Below are 14,580 nucleotides of genomic sequence, written 5' to 3'. Positions count from 1 at the left end.
CCTCAGGCATTTACAGGTCTAGCCTTCTCATGACATCAGCATGAAAGAGGCAAAGGAATGCCTGATTTACCCGCTTCACATCGTTTACGCATCGGCCGCTATCCCGAACCCAACAGGATTTATCTATTGACCACCAACACGCTTGACCGAGAACCCGTTTTCAAGGATTTCGGCTTGGGCAGGATGGTCGTCGACCAATTTCGAAGTGCACAGGAACAAGGCTGGGCGAAGTCTTTGGCCTGGGTTGTCATGTCCGATCATTTTCATTGGTTGATCGAATTGCAACAGTGTTCACTGAGTGAACTGATGCAAAAAACCAAATCATTGAGTACGCGGGCCGTGAACATGTCTACCGGCCGTCGAGGCGGCCTTTTGCAACAGGGTTATCACGATCGGGCGCTGCGGCGAGATGAGGACTTGGTAAAACTTGCCCGTTATGTCGTTGCGAACCCATTGCGGGCAGGGTTGGTAGAGAAGCTGGGCGAGTATCCGCTGTGGGATGCAATTTGGGTTTGATCAGAAACAGTGTCGTCTCCATCGCGAGCAAGCTCGCTCCCACAGGGGATTGGGGTCGTACACGAATACCGAGACCGGCAAAAAACCTGTGGGAGCGAGCTTGCTCGCGATAGCGGTTTGGCAGGCGACATAGAATCTCCCACAGAGAGGTTCTGCATGCCTTAAGGTTTTATTCCCCGCAACATTTCCTTCGCCTGATCCTGCACCGCACCGGGTGTACTCATGTTGCCGTCGATCACGGTGATCACCGCATGCCCCTGCCACAACTGATACGCATCGGCCTGTTGCTGGGCGACCGTCGGTGTCGGCGGGGCCACCAGGTTGACGTGAACCACGCCGTCGGTGCCGCGCTGAGAAGTGAAGTTCACCCGATCCCAATTGCCGATCGGGGCAACACTCACGCCTTTGACGTCACTGGCCGCCAGCGCCGGGTAATTGATATTCAACCCGCTGACACCCGGCAAACCGAGCACATTCAATTCGCAGTCGGGGTTGTTTTTTCCACAGGCCTTTTTGGCTTGAGCACCCGCCAGGCTTGCCTGCTCGATAACCTTCACCGCAAACCGGGCGGTGTCATCCATGGCATCGAGGGTTTTGCGGTAGCCGGCCTGTTGGTCGCGGATGATCAGGTCCATGTCGATGGCGGTCGACACCGCCACCGCCGGAATGCCCTTGAACATTGCGCGGACCGCTGCGTTCAAAGTGCCGGACATTTGCGCCAGCGGGCCGACGTTTTCGCCAAAATTACTGCCCGACACCACCAGGTCTGGGGGATTGCCTTTGAGCAGCACGTCCAGGCCAACGTTGACCGCATCTACCGGGGTGCCGATGGCGGAAGTCTTGCCCGGGGGCGGGGTGTAGCCCTCGGGTGGGCCGACGCAAAATTTGCCTGGCGCCAACTCGGTCACTGCCAACGCCTGCCCGGGCACGACCACGCTGGCCGCGCTGATGCCACTGCTGTCGTTCAACGGACCAACGAGGGTCACCTGATGCCCGGCGGCCGTCAGCGCCCGGTACATCGCATCGATGCCGGGCGCCCGGCAACCATCGTCGTTGGTCAGCAGGATGTTCAAGGCGTTGGCCTGCATCGACAGACCGACGCTGGCCATGGCGATGACGCCAGTGAGCAATTTATTCATGGGGAGTTTTCCGTGAAATGAGCGAGTTCAAAAAAGCACAACGCCCCGACCGAGTAAATCGGTCAGGGCGCAGAGGGCTTAGCGGGTGCCGAGTTTGCGCAGATTGCCGGGGGTGAATTCGTCTTCAGTGAAGGCGGTGGCGTTGAGCTTGGCGGGCTTTTGATCGATCAACATACGGTCAACCAGATACGAACCGGCGATCAGATCGTGGTAGATCCCGAGGCGAGCGTGGTAGCGCTGCAACTCGTAGGCGTAGATCGAAGTTTGCATGTTGGTGCGCCAAAGCTCGCCGCGGCTGTCGTAGTTGTCGGCCAGGGTTGCGGCCCAGGAGTCCTCGTCCAGGTACAACACACGCTTGGCGTAAATATGGCGGGCGCCTTCCTTGAGGGTGGCCTGCAGCACCCAGACGCGATGCTTTTCGTAGCGCATGTATTGCGGGTCGATGTGACCGGTGGTGGCCAGTATCTGGTTAGTATTTACGCCCGGCTCATCGATCTTGTAGTTGTGGTACGGGATGTAGATTTCTTTCTTGCCGACGATGGTCCAGTTGTAGCGATCCGGTGCACCGTTGAACAAGCGGTCTTCGTCATACACTCGAAAACCGCCGGCGCCGCTCGGTGAGTCATAGCCTACGGTTGGCGCACGACGTACCCGACGTTGCCCCGGGCTGTACTGCCAGGCCTGGCGAGGGGAGGCGGTCGGGTTGATGAACTCGTGACCGACGACAATCTCGCCTTTCTTGCGCACCGGTTCCAGGGTGGTGATCAGGAAGTTGGTGAGAATGCCGTTGGCGCTCTCCAGGGTTTTATCCGGGCTGGACCAGATCGAAAAGATCTTGTAATTGACCTCTTCCAGTACCCGTTCCTTGTTGGAGTACACCACGGCCTGACCGTAGTTGGCCTCTTCGGTATTGGCGCGTCCGGCCAGCGTATGGTTGAACATCAACTCGCTACCGTTCTTTGGAATCGGGAACGGCGAGGCGCCCCAGGCGTTTTGCGTGTCGTTGTTGTCGTTGGCCAGTTCGGCGCTGACCGCGTTTTTCTTGACGAGGTCTTCCAGGCGCTGATCGAAACGGAAGTCGCGATGGCTCGGGTACACCGGAATGTTGAAGGTCGCGGGGTAGCGTTTAAGCAACGCTTTTTGGCCATCGGTGAGGTTGTCGGCGTACTTGTCCATGTTCTGCGCATTGATCACGAACATCGGCTTTTCTGCCGCGTACGGGTCCGGGTACGGCGTGCCAGGGCCCGCGTATTTGAGCTGCGGCGGCAAGCCGCGCCATTTTCCGGTCCAGGCCGGGATGCTGCCGTCGGCGTTGCCCGCTTTTTCGGCACCCATCGGGGTCAGGTCCTGACCCAGGCGTGCGGCTTCTTCATTGCTGATTTTGGCCTGAACCAGGCCACTGCCGAGCAGGCTGACGACCAACGCCGTGCCCAACAATGTGTGGGTAAATCTAGACATGCTGTGCTCCTCCATCAGGGGATTCAGAACCGGTATTTGAAGTTGAGGGCGACGTTGTCGCGGTCTGCCAACGGGGCGTTGTTGGCGTTGCCCAGGTAGGCGTTGTAACGGGCTTCAACGGTGAAGTTGCCCAGATAGCGCCACGAGCTGCCGATGCTCGCGCGGTCGTCGCCCTGGCCTGAGTTGATCGAGCCCACCAGTGCGCTGTCATGCTGGGCGGCGGTGCTGTAGGTGACGGGCACCGACATGTCCCAGCCGCTGAACACGTTGTTGTAATCGAAGTTCGCCTGAACCGTGTAACCGAAGGCGTCGCGGTCATAGACCAGACTTTCGGTGCCCGGCAGCGAGAATCCGGGGGCCAATGTCACAGGTTCCGACTTGTCGTTGCTGAGCACGGTGTTGTAGACCAGCTCACCGATCAGGGTGGTGTTGTCGGCCCATGATGTCGGGCCAAGCACGTAGATCATCGACGTCTGCGCCTGCATGGTTTTGCCGCGCACCGGGCTTGAGAAACCGTTATCGACCATCACTGGCTGGCCGTCGCGGTAGCTGACTTCACCGGCCCAGCTCACGCTGCCCAGCACCGTGGCGAAACTCGCTCCGTACAGGTCGATGTTGTCGAAGTAGCGCACTCGGTAGCGCCCCAGGTCGGTCTGAAAATCCAGCGACGGGGTCTTGTCGTGGTAGCGCGAGTAGTAGAGGCCGAACTCGGTGTTGTTCAGCGACTCTGCCGCATAGGTCAGGGCCACACCGTATTGGCCGCTGTCGCTCGGCTTGTCGTCACCCAGGCGTGTCAGGAAACCGCTGGCGTCGTTGAAGCCGCCCTCGTCGATGAAGTCGGTGGTGGAGAAGTAACTACCCACGCCGAACAACTCGGTTTTTTCCCATTTGTATTGGTAGTAGGCCTGCAGGTCGAGGCTGTCGGTCAGGCTGAACTGCGTGAACAATTGGCCGACGGGCAGCAGGATTTCCTTGACCTCAACCCCCGGAGTGGTCGACTTGGTCGCATCCACCGGGCTCTGGGCAGCGGAAATGCCGGGGTAGAACAGGCTTTCACCCCAGCTCACCACCTGATTGCCGAGCCGCGCGTTGAAGGTGTGGCCACCGATGTCCCAGGTGCCATACGCGTAGTAATCGAGCATGCGCAGTTCATTGCGGTGTTGATCGATGGTGTCCTGGGAAAACCGGTCGGGACGGTTGCAATGACCGCCGGCGAAGCAGTTCGAGGTGCCCGTGTCGTTGTCGTTGCCCTGATCGTAAACGTTGTCGTAGAACCCCGTCCCACGCAGGAACACCCCGTAGTCCTCACGCCATTTGATGTTGGCCTCGGTGAGGAAACCAGTGCGGTTGTTGATCAGGCTGCCTTTGTCGAACGCGTTGTCGCCATCGTTGCCGTTGGCATTGGCCGTCAGCTTGTGATCGCGAGAGTCGGTCCGCCAGGCCAGGCTGTACGTCAGTGTGGTATCCCAGTCGACGCTCAAATCCTCGTTCGGCTGGAAACTCATGGCGCTGGCTTGACTGCCCAGTCCACCAGCCAGCAAGAGCATGGCCAGCTGTACGCGAGGGTGCAGCGATTGTGGGGCGATTATTGTTTTTATCATGTCGTCCTCATGCCCAGGTCAGACCTGCCCGACCTGCATTTCAGGGGGTGATTGGTGCTGTGGGCGACTATGGAGTCAGCTTTCGAGCGCAACATCGTCCAAGCGGACTAAGCGATTTGCACGGGGCTGGGGCGCCCATCGCCTTAGTCCCATCGGACGATGACCGTTCAGGGCACGCGGCGAACAATCCCGAGACCGACTGCACCGGGCGAAGATCTGGCGGCGGCGGTTTCTGCCTGATGGGCGCTGAACAAGGGTGATCGCATGAAAGCTGCCGGGATCAAATGGGATGAGTGCTGCGATGTACTGGTGGTTGGCTCCGGAGCGGGGGGAATGACTGCGGCGCTGCGTGCCCACGATCTGGGGCTCAATGCGCTGTTGATCGAGAAGAGCGCCGAATACGGCGGCACCTCGGCGGTGTCTGGCGGCGGCATCTGGATACCGGACAACCACCGGATCAAAGCTCTGGGCGGCAGCGATTCAGCAGCGGAAGCGATCGCCTATATCCGTGCAGTGACCCATGGCGAGATCGATGACGGGCGTATCGAAGCCTATGTCGAACACGGCCGCGAGATGGTCGAATACCTTGAGCAACAGACCCGCGTGCGTTTCGAGGCGCAGCCTCGTTATGCCGATTACTACCCGCAAGTCGAAGGCGGAAAACCGGGTTATCGCTCCATGGACCCGCAACCGTTTGACGCCGCCGAACTGGGTGAAGAGTTTCTGCGCATGCGTGCGCCATCCCCCGGAACGCTGATGATGGGACGCATGGCGATGACCATGAAAGAGGCGCAGGTGCTGCTGTGTCGTGGCCCTGGCTGGTTGCGACTGACGCTGCGGGTGATGTGGCGTTACTGGCGTGACCGCGAGGGGCGACGGTTGTCACGCCGCGACCGCTTCCTGACCCTTGGCAATGCCTTGATCGGCGCCTTGCGCTGTTCGTTGCAGGACCGCGGCAAGTCCCTTTGGCTGAACTGTGCACTGGAAGAACTGCTGCTCGTTGGTGATCGGGTTGGCGGCGCTCGCGTCTGTCGCGACGGGCAGTTACTCAACGTCAAGGCACGCTACGGCGTGATCATTGCCGCCGGTGGTTTCGAGCGTAATCAGGCGATGCGTACGCAGTATCTGCCCCAGCCGACCCAGGCCACCTGGAGTGCCACACCGCCGCACAATACCGGTGACGGCATTCGCGCCGGTCAGGCAATCGGTGCTCGCACAGCGCTGATGGACCATAGCTGGTGGGCGCCGACGACCCATGTTCAGGGCGAGGAAAAGCAGCGTGCATTGTTCGTCGAGCGGACCTTGCCGGGCTGCGTGCTGGTCAACTCTGCCGGCGAACGTTTCGTCAATGAAGCCGCACCCTATACCGACATCGTTTACGCGATGTACGCCAACAACCGCGAAGGCGCGGTGAGTGTGCCGTGCTGGATGGTGTTCGACGCCGAATTCCGCCGCAAGTACCCCTGCGGCGCGTTACTGCCAGGCTACGCCCAGCGCGATTGGCAGCTGCCCGAGCATCTGCGCGAGTACTTTTACAAGGCTGCGAGTTTGCAGGCACTGGCAGAAAAAATCGGCGTCGACGGTGCCGGTCTGGTCCGTACGGTGCAGCGTTTCAACGGCATGGCCGTGCAGGGTGTCGACGCAGATTTCCATAAAGGTGAATCGCTGTTCGATCGCTACTACGGTGATCCGAATGTGCAGCCCAATCCTTGCCTGGCGCCGTTGCTCAAAGGTCCGTTCTACGCCGTGCGCATTGATGCCGGGGATATCGGCACCAAGGGTGGTTTGCTGACCGATGTTCACGCCCGCGTATTGCATGAGGACGGGCAACCCATCAACGGTTTGTATGCCATCGGCAACAGCGCCGCTTCGATGATGGGGCGCACGTACCCGGGCGCCGGTTCGACCATTGGCCCGGCGATGACCTTTGGTTACCTGGCGGCCAATCACATCAAGTGTCAGAGCGAGACCAGCACGGCCACAACCTTGTTCAGGAGTGTCGAATGAATAGCCAACGCAAACAGGTTGCCGTGGTGACGGGCGCCAGTCGTGGGGTCGGTCAGGGCATCGCCCAGGCCCTTGGCGCAGCGGGCATGACGGTGTTCGTCACCGGACGTGCGCCGGAGCACGGCGGATCGAATGTGTACGGGCATGCATTGCGCGGCTCACTCAACGACACGGCTGCCGCGATTACTGCTGCGGGTGGGCGGGGTATCGCGGTGGTCTGCGATCATGCCGATGATGCGCAGGTCCAGGCACTGTTCGCCCGGGTTGAAAAGGAATGCGGGCAACTGGATTTGCTGGTGAACAATGCCGCGTTCATTCATGACCAGTTGATCGAACCGGGACCTTTCTGGGAGAAACCGCTGGACCTGGTGCGGATCCTCGACGTTGGTCTGCGTTCGGCTTATATCGCCAGTTATCACGCCGCGCCGTTGTTGCTGCGCACCGGTCGAGGGCTGATCTGTTTCACCTCGTCATTCGGTGCCGGGTGTTACATGCATGGCCCCGCGTATGGTGCGCAAAAGGCTGGTTGCGACAAACTGGCGGCCGACATGGCCGTCGACTTCGAGGGGCGAGGCGTGGCGGCGTTATCGCTATGGCTCGGTCCGCAATTGACCGAACGCACCCGGATAGCCGGCGAGCAACATGGCGAGCAATACAAGGCCTTTCTGGCGGATGCCGAAACCCCGCAATTCAACGGCCGGGTGATTCACGAATTGCTCAATGACCCGCAGTTGATGACGTTCTCCGGGCAGACATTAATCACCGCCGAAATAGCCGCCGGTTACGGCATCAGCGAAGCCGGCGGCCGCCAGCCACCTTCCCACCGCGCTATGCTCGGCGACCCGCGCCAGCAGCATCCTGCGCGGGTGATCTAGCCCACATTCGGCAGGTCAAACACAAAACCCTGTGGGAGCGAGCTTGCTCCGGGCGGCGTTCCGACGATTAGGCCATAACATTCAACATCTATGTTGACTGTCAGGCCGCTATCGCGAGCAAGCTCGCTCCCACAGGGATTGTGTTCGACTGGAGAAATGAAGTTACCAATCAGTCAGCGCCAATCCCGGCCCACTCACGCAACACATTCTTGGTCACTTTGCCCGCTGCGTTGAGCGGCATGCTCTCAAGCACTCGCACCCGGCGCGGGACTTTGTAGTTGGCCATCTGCTCGCGGCACCAGGCGAGGAATCGGGCCTGCTCGATTTCTATGCCCGGAGCCGGCAGAAGGAAGGCCATTGCCACTTCACCAAGACGTTCATCGGGGATGCCGATCACCGCGACCTGGGCCACGCCGGGGTAGGTCAGCAAACAGTGCTCGATCTCCGCCGGGTACACGTTGAAACCTCCAGTGATGAACATATCCTTGAGGCGGTCGGTGATGCGCAGGTAACCCTGTTCGTCGAGCACGCCGATGTCCCCGGTGTGCAGCCAGCCGTCGGCATCGAGGACTTCCCGGCTGGCCTGCGGATCATTGAAATAACCCTGCATCAGGTTGTAGCCGCGCACCTGAACCTCGCCGGGAACGTTGGCCGGCTGGCTGCGGCCCGTGCTGCCAACGCAGCGGATTTCCACACCGGGCATGGCCCGGCCGCTAGTGTTGGCCACCAATTCCGGCGAATCGCCAGGACGGCAGATCGTCGCAAAACCGCAGACTTCGGTAAGACCGTAGGCGGTGACGATGGTGGCAAACCCCAGTTCGTCACGCATGCGCCGGATCATCTCCACCGGAATCGCCGCGGCACCCGTCACCGCTACCCGCAATGACGTCAGGTCAAATTCGCTGCGTTGCGGATGGGCAAGCAAAGACTGATAGAGGGTCGGCGGGCCGGGCAGCACGGTGATCCGTTCGCGCTCGACGCATTCAAGCACCGCCTGCACATCGAACACCTGCTGCGGCACGATGGTGCAGCCGCGCATCAGCGCCGCCAGCCAACCGGCCTTGTAACCGAAGGAATGGAAGAACGGATTGACGATCAGGTAGCGATCGCCCTCACGCAAACCCACCACCTCGCTCCAGTCGCGCACCACCCGCAGGTTTTGTCCATGGTTGGTCATCACGCCTTTGGGCTTGCCGGTGGTGCCCGAAGTGAACAGCAGGTCGGACAGTGCTTGTGGGCCAACGCTGCGTTCGCGGGTTTGCAGCGCCAATTGCGACACGTCGGCCGCCAGATCGAGAAAATCTTGCCACCCCAGCGTGCCCGACCCACCGTCGCGCAAGGTGACGATCTGGCGTAGCGCCGGCAGTGCTTCAGACGCCAGCATGCGCGGGTAATCGGCACCCAGAAACTCACCGATGGCAAACAGCACGCAAGCGCCACTTTCACGCAGGATGTAACCAGCCTCGCTGCCCTTCATGCGGGTGTTAAGTGGCACCAGTGCAGCGCCGACGCTTTGTAGCGCACCGGCGGCCACGATCCATTCCCACATATTAGGCGCCCAGATCGCCACCTGATCCCCGGCTTGAACGTTCATTGCCAGCAGCGCGCGGGCGGCTTGGCGGCGCAGCTGGTCGAGTTCCCGGTAGCTGATCGAGCGCCCGTCATCCTCGATGGCCGGGCGGTCGCCGTAGGCCTGGGCAGCGTTGGCGAACAGTTGGGCGATGGTCAGTGCGTGTGCGACAGGCGGCATGGGGCCTCCTCGGCTAGAGGACAAGTGCGAAAAGGGGAGAGGCCGGGCAGGGTGCCCGGCCGGATAGCGAATTATTGGGCGGGCGGGGCGAAGCGGCGACCGGCGGAGAAACCACCGTCCACGGCGATCATCTGGCCGCTGACAAAGGACGCTTCGTCTGAAGCCAGGAACAGCGCGACGTTGGCCACTTCTTCCGGTTGCCCGGAGCGATTGAGCATGTGCTGCGAGGCGAAGAAGGCGTGGAAGGCTTCCTGCTCGCGGACCATGCTGGTCATCGGCGTTTCGATCAGGCCGGGGCACAAGCCGTTGACGCGGATATTGGCGTAGCCGTAATCAATGGCCATCGAGCGGGTCAGTTGGTTGATGCCGCCCTTGGAGACGTTATAGGCGACGTTGCCGTCGCAGCCTTGCAGGCCGAAGATCGAGCCGACATTGATGATCGAACCGCTGCGTTGCGACACCATCGATTCCAGCGCGTATTTGCTGGTGAGCATGCTGCCCGTCAGGTTGATGTCCATCACCCGTTGCCAGTTGGCGGTGGTGGTCTGGGTCACGCTGCCCTGGTCGGCGACGCCGGCCGCGTTGACCAGCACGTCGATGCGCCCGAAGTGACCGATGACTTCTTGCATGACCTGCTGGACCTGCGCTTCATCGCGCACATCGAGGGTCATGAACAGGCCAGGGAAATCCGCCGGTGCGGTGCCGATGTCCAGCCCCACCACTTGCGCGCCTTCAGCGGCGAAGCGGCGCACACAGGCCAGACCGATCCCTGAAGCGCCGCCGGTAACCACCGCGACCTTGTTCTGCAAACGAGCCATAACTGCACCTCTTTTATTGTTGTGGGCTAATGCTGTGGCCGAGTCTAACCGCAGACCCGGCCAAGGTGATCGTCCGTTGAGACTATGGCTGACGGACGTTCAATCCGGGAATTTCAACCGTACCCGGGCGCCGGTCGGACGGCTCTGGCAGGCCAGCGTCCAGCCTTCGGCCAGTTCTTTAGGGCTGAGCACATCGTTGCGTGCCAGCTGGATCTCACCTTCCTGGACGATGCACATGCAGGCCCCGCAAAAACCTTCTTCGCAGGACGAGGGCACGTCCAGGCCTGCCGCTTTGCAACTTTGCAGCAGGGTGTCGCCAGGACGACAAGCGATTTCGTGTTGCTGACCATCGAGCTCGACAATCAACGCCTCGCACAGTGATCCGAGGGCAGCGAGCCGGGCCAGGGTTTCTTCGGCCAGTAGTTCGTCGGGATCCGGAGGCGATACAAATCTTTCGACATGGATGCGTTCGGCGGCTTCGCCCAGTCCCAGCAACGTCCGCTCAACGGTGTCCATGAACGGCCCCGGTCCGCAGATGAAGTAGTCACCGCCAGCCGAACCGCGCAGCAGATGCCGCACCTGGGCATCGGTGAGGTAACCCTGAACCGAGTCGAGGACGTGCACCACGTGCAGTTGATCAGGATGCGCCTTGATCAACTGACACAACTCATCCTTGAAAATCACCGAGGCTTCATCACGGTTGGCGTAGACCAACTTGATCGGCCGCCGGCTGCTGCGCAGCGTCGATTTGAGTATGGAAAACACCGGGGTGATGCCCGATCCGCCACCGAACAGCACCAATGGTTTTGCGTTGTCGTCTGACTGTCGTTCGTCCAGACAGAAATGCCCGGCTGGCGGCAACACCTCCAGCCAGTCACCGACCTGTACCTCGTTCATCCAGTTCGACACCCGACCGCCCTCGACCCGTTTGACCGTGACCTTGGGCCGCGCATCCGACAGCGGCGAGCTGGCCATGGAGTAACAGCGGGTCAACAGCTTGCCGGCGCAAGGCACGCGAAAACTCAGGAACTGGCCCGGTTTGTAACGAAAGCGTTCACGCAGTGGCGGTGGTATTTCAAGCACCAGCGAGCGCGCATCAAAGGTCTCGTCGATCACCGCGCACACTTGCAATGAGTAGCTTCCTGTCGCTGATTCGGCCGGTGTCAGGTTCTGCTGTTGCGTGCCCATGTTCACCTCGGCCTCAGAGCCCGCTGATCAATTGGGCGTTGTCGACGCGGATCTCGGCACCGTTGACGAAACGTGACTCGTCAGTGGCGAGGAACAGCACCACATTGGCAATGTCCCGGGGCGCGCACATACGATTCATCGGGTCTTGGTCGAGGGCTTCCTGAGGGATCGGCTGGCCGCCGGTCAAGGCCTGGGTCATTGGCGTGTTGACGCCATCGGGGTGCACGCTGTTGCAGCGAATGCGATAACCCTGTTGCTTGCAGTGCAAGGCAATCGAGCGAGTCATTGCCGCCACCGCACCCTTGGAGGCCGAGTACGCACAGAACATCGGCATCGCACCCAGCGCCGCCACCGACGACATATTGATGATCGAGCCGCCGCCGGTTTCCTTCATGGCCTGGATCGCGTATTTGCAGCCGAGAAAGTACCCGTCTCCATTGATTTTCTGCACCTTCTGCCACAGTTCCAGCGTGGTGTCTTCGATGCTGCCCAAGGCCAGAATCGCAGCGTTGTTCACCAGTACGTCGAGGCGCCCGAAGTGTTCCAGGGTGGTTTTGATCACGTGTTGCCAGTCGCTTTCGCTGGCGATGTCATGGCGAATGAACAGCGCATTGCTGCCGATTTCTGCGGCGACCTGGCATCCGGCTTCTTCGTTGAGATCGGTCAGCACGACTTTGGCGCCTTCACGGGCCAGCAGCAGGGCGTCTTCGCGACCGATGCCGCTGGCGGCGCCGGTGATGATGCAGACTTTGCCTTCTACACGTTGCATTGTTGTTCTCCTGAGCGTGTGGTTTGAAGTGCGACTTGATCGGCCAAATGGGCAGCGGCCCGGCGACCGGAATAGATGCAATCGGCCAGCGACAGGCCGGAGACATAAAGGTTGGAAGCGATCCCGACTGCATTGCGGCCGGCGCTGTACAGACCACGGATCGGCTGACCTGCGTGGTCCAGCACCTGACCGCTGTGCTCGCAGACTTTCAGCCCGCCAAGGGTGATGACCGGGCAGGGAAACAGGCGGCTGGCGAATGACAGATCGAGGGCGTACCACGGCCCCTGGTCCATGTCGGCGAGCATGGCTTGCGACTTGCCGAACGTATCAACGACTTCGCCCCGCGCGGCGCGGCTGTAGGTTTCTACGCTCTGTCGCAAGGCCTCGACGGGCAATCCGCAACGCGTGGCCAGCCTCGTCAAGCTGTTGCTGCGCCGGGCGTTAAACAGCAAATTGAGCAGCACCGGCAGGCGCTGGAATTGCCAGACTTTGCCCGGTCCGACCTGACGCAACGCCTCGCGCACCAGCGCCCGGTTGAGAATCAGAATCGCGCGACCGTCCTGCTCTTCGACCATCGCGTGGCCGAGGGTCGCACCGTAGATTTCTTCGTTGGCGTAACGCTGACCCCGAACATTGACGATCAGCCCTCGGGCCCAGGCCAGTGGTGGATTGATAAAACGCCAGGCGCTGACCTTGTCCATCCGCGCCACACTGCCACCGGCACTCTGGCCCAGGGCGATGCCGCTGCCGTTACAGCCGGTGGTCCCCAGCGGCAAACCGGCCAAATACTGCGGCGCATGCTGGCGGACCCACCCGCGATTGAAGATAAAACCGCCGCTGCTCAGCAACACACCCTGTTCGGCGCGAATCAGCTGGCGTTCGGCACTGGTTTGTTCGATGCGTCGCAAGCGAGCGCGCAAACGGTCGGCCAATGCCGGGGCGTACAGGTGGATGGCGCTGGCCCAGCGCGAAAGCCGGGCATGTTGACGGGCTGCGCGACTACCGGGCGGCAGGTGCCAGGCTTCGACCCCCAGCACGTGATCGCTGGTGTCGAGCACCAGCCGCCGCACTTCGCACTGGCTGCGCAGGCGCGCACCGTGACGCAAGGCGCTGGCCTTGAGCGGGGCGAACAGGCTGGCGCCAGACATGCCGGGGCCTTGGGTGCGGTGACCGCGAGGTGCCGGTTTGGCAATGGCGGCATAGGCCGGCACGGCTTCGTTGCCGGAGTAATAAAGGTAGTACTGGTCGCTCGGGTACGAAGTTTTATGCGGTGGCACGCTGGATTCGAACGCGACACCCTGACGCTCAAGCCACGCCAGTTGTTCGGCACTGCCTTCGCAGAAACTACGCAGCGTCTGACTGCTGACGGCTTCGCCGACTTCCTGGCGCAGGTAGTTGAACATCGCTTCGCTGCTGTCTTCATAGCCGGCCTGGCGCTGATACGGCGTGCCGCCACCGGCATACACCACTCCGCCACTGAGCGCGGTGGCGCCGCCACCTTCAAAGCGGTCCAGCGCCAGCACCGTCAATCCGCGACTGGCGGCTTCGATGGCGGCACAGGCGCCGGCGCCGCCAAAACCGACCACCAGCAAGTCGCAGCGATCATCCCATTGCAGCTGGTCGGCGCTGCTCACTCGCAACGCCGTCAACCCGTTCAGGCTGTCCATTTTTTCAGGCCTCAGCCGGCGACAGCGAAGGAGGGTACGGGTTTCGCGGTGGTGGTGTAGGTGCCGTCGAGGTAGACCAGCGGGGTGATCGCTTCGCTGGTGTGGATTTGCAGGATGCGCCCGATGAAGACGGTGTGGGTGCCGTAGCTGAAGTGGCCGTCTTGCCGGCAGAGGATTGCCGATTGGGCGTCACCCAGATAGGGAATGCCGCCGGCACTGGTCAGCCAGTTGCCTCGGTCGAATCGTGCTTCGCCTTTGATTGCGCCGCTGCACAGGTGTGCCAGGTCTTGTTGTTCGACGCCGAGGATGTTGACGCAGAAGTCTGCGCCGGTCGCCAGTGCGGCATGGGGGGAGGCGGTTTTGTTGATGCAGATGAGTAGCGATGGGGGTTCGGTACTGAGGGAGTCGACTGCCGTGGCGGCCATGGCGAAACGCTCGGAGCCATTGCTGGTGCTGATTATGGTGACTGACTTGGCCAGGCGGCGCATGGCCTGGAGCATGTCGGCTTTCAAATTGATGTCGTTCATCGCACTAGCCCTTTCGTTGTGCATGGAGTGCGATGGATTCTTGCTCTGACGCCCCGTTGTAACATCGTCCGAGGGGACTAGGCCTTGGCGGCCTCTGGGCCGACCATGTTCCTGTTGATGGTGTACATATCCGTTGCTGCGGTAACGGCGGCTGGCGGTTTCGCCCTTACGGCCATCCCTTTCAAGGTCTTCGTTTAAAATCCCCTAAAACTCCAGTCAGGGTGACTAAAGCGATGTGGGCAGAAGTTTTAGCGCGGTTCGAGAA

12 protein-coding genes are annotated in these 14,580 nt (G+C 61.1%); 3 read left to right on the top strand and 9 right to left on the bottom strand.

What is annotated here, in order from left to right:
• Nucleotides 1–57: 57 nt before the first annotated feature.
• A complete protein-coding gene (locus tag ACIQU2_RS23780; protein WP_403144311.1) occupies nt 58–516 on the top strand; it encodes an REP-associated tyrosine transposase in 459 nt (152 codons plus the stop codon).
• A 161-nt stretch (nt 517–677) separates the two neighbouring features.
• Here ACIQU2_RS23780 and ACIQU2_RS23775 read toward each other — a convergent pair whose 3' ends face one another.
• The 3 genes from ACIQU2_RS23775 to ACIQU2_RS23765 form a co-directional block, all read right to left on the bottom strand.
• On the bottom strand, nt 678–1,655 hold the full coding sequence (locus tag ACIQU2_RS23775; RefSeq protein ID WP_403144309.1) for a 5'/3'-nucleotidase SurE: 978 nt from the start codon (nt 1,653–1,655) through the stop codon (nt 678–680).
• Nucleotides 1,656–1,733: 78 nt separating this feature from the next.
• The gene (locus ACIQU2_RS23770; protein WP_403144307.1) at nt 1,734–3,113 is read right to left on the bottom strand and encodes a DUF1329 domain-containing protein; all 1,380 of its coding nucleotides are present in this window, start codon (nt 3,111–3,113) and stop codon (nt 1,734–1,736) included.
• A 23-nt stretch (nt 3,114–3,136) separates the two neighbouring features.
• Nucleotides 3,137–4,714, bottom strand: coding sequence for a DUF1302 domain-containing protein (locus tag ACIQU2_RS23765; RefSeq protein ID WP_403144306.1), 1,578 nt, complete (start codon nt 4,712–4,714; stop codon nt 3,137–3,139).
• 264 nt (nt 4,715–4,978) lie between these two features.
• On the opposite strand from ACIQU2_RS23765, the gene ACIQU2_RS23760 reads away from it, so the two are divergent.
• Both ACIQU2_RS23760 and ACIQU2_RS23755 read left to right on the top strand, forming a co-directional pair.
• A complete protein-coding gene (locus ACIQU2_RS23760; RefSeq protein ID WP_403144305.1) occupies nt 4,979–6,721 on the top strand; it encodes an FAD-binding protein in 1,743 nt (580 codons plus the stop codon).
• A complete protein-coding gene (locus ACIQU2_RS23755; protein ID WP_347804341.1) occupies nt 6,718–7,596 on the top strand; it encodes an SDR family NAD(P)-dependent oxidoreductase in 879 nt (292 codons plus the stop codon). The genes ACIQU2_RS23760 and ACIQU2_RS23755 overlap by 4 nt, the downstream gene beginning before the upstream one ends.
• Before the next feature lie 169 nt (nt 7,597–7,765).
• Here the strand turns inward: ACIQU2_RS23755 and ACIQU2_RS23750 are convergent, their stop codons facing one another.
• From ACIQU2_RS23750 to ACIQU2_RS23725, 6 genes are all read right to left on the bottom strand, one after another.
• Nucleotides 7,766–9,346 (bottom strand): FadD3 family acyl-CoA ligase, encoded by a 1,581-nt coding sequence (locus ACIQU2_RS23750; RefSeq protein WP_403144303.1) that lies wholly within the window; start codon nt 9,344–9,346, stop codon nt 7,766–7,768.
• A 71-nt stretch (nt 9,347–9,417) separates the two neighbouring features.
• Nucleotides 9,418–10,164 (bottom strand): SDR family NAD(P)-dependent oxidoreductase, encoded by a 747-nt coding sequence (locus tag ACIQU2_RS23745; RefSeq protein WP_046054830.1) that lies wholly within the window; start codon nt 10,162–10,164, stop codon nt 9,418–9,420.
• Nucleotides 10,165–10,263: 99 nt separating this feature from the next.
• Nucleotides 10,264–11,352: a 2Fe-2S iron-sulfur cluster-binding protein gene (locus ACIQU2_RS23740; RefSeq protein ID WP_403144302.1), complete on the bottom strand. Its 1,089-nt coding sequence runs from the start codon at nt 11,350–11,352 to the stop codon at nt 10,264–10,266.
• A 13-nt stretch (nt 11,353–11,365) separates the two neighbouring features.
• Nucleotides 11,366–12,121 carry a glucose 1-dehydrogenase gene (locus ACIQU2_RS23735; protein WP_403144301.1) on the bottom strand — a complete coding sequence of 252 codons (756 nt, stop codon included), beginning with the start codon at nt 12,119–12,121 and terminating at the stop codon, nt 11,366–11,368.
• Nucleotides 12,109–13,788 carry an FAD-binding protein gene (locus ACIQU2_RS23730; protein ID WP_403144299.1) on the bottom strand — a complete coding sequence of 560 codons (1,680 nt, stop codon included), beginning with the start codon at nt 13,786–13,788 and terminating at the stop codon, nt 12,109–12,111. Before ACIQU2_RS23730 ends, ACIQU2_RS23735 begins: the two co-directional genes overlap by 13 nt.
• Before the next feature lie 11 nt (nt 13,789–13,799).
• The gene (locus tag ACIQU2_RS23725) at nt 13,800–14,315 is read right to left on the bottom strand and encodes a flavin reductase family protein (RefSeq protein WP_046049829.1); all 516 of its coding nucleotides are present in this window, start codon (nt 14,313–14,315) and stop codon (nt 13,800–13,802) included.
• Nucleotides 14,316–14,580 lie beyond the last annotated feature (265 nt).

This window comes from Pseudomonas sp. NPDC098740, from assembly GCF_044760065.1.
Taxonomy (GTDB): Bacteria; Pseudomonadota; Gammaproteobacteria; order Pseudomonadales; family Pseudomonadaceae; genus Aquipseudomonas; species Aquipseudomonas rossensis.
This window is presented reverse-complemented; position numbering and strand designations above follow the sequence as displayed.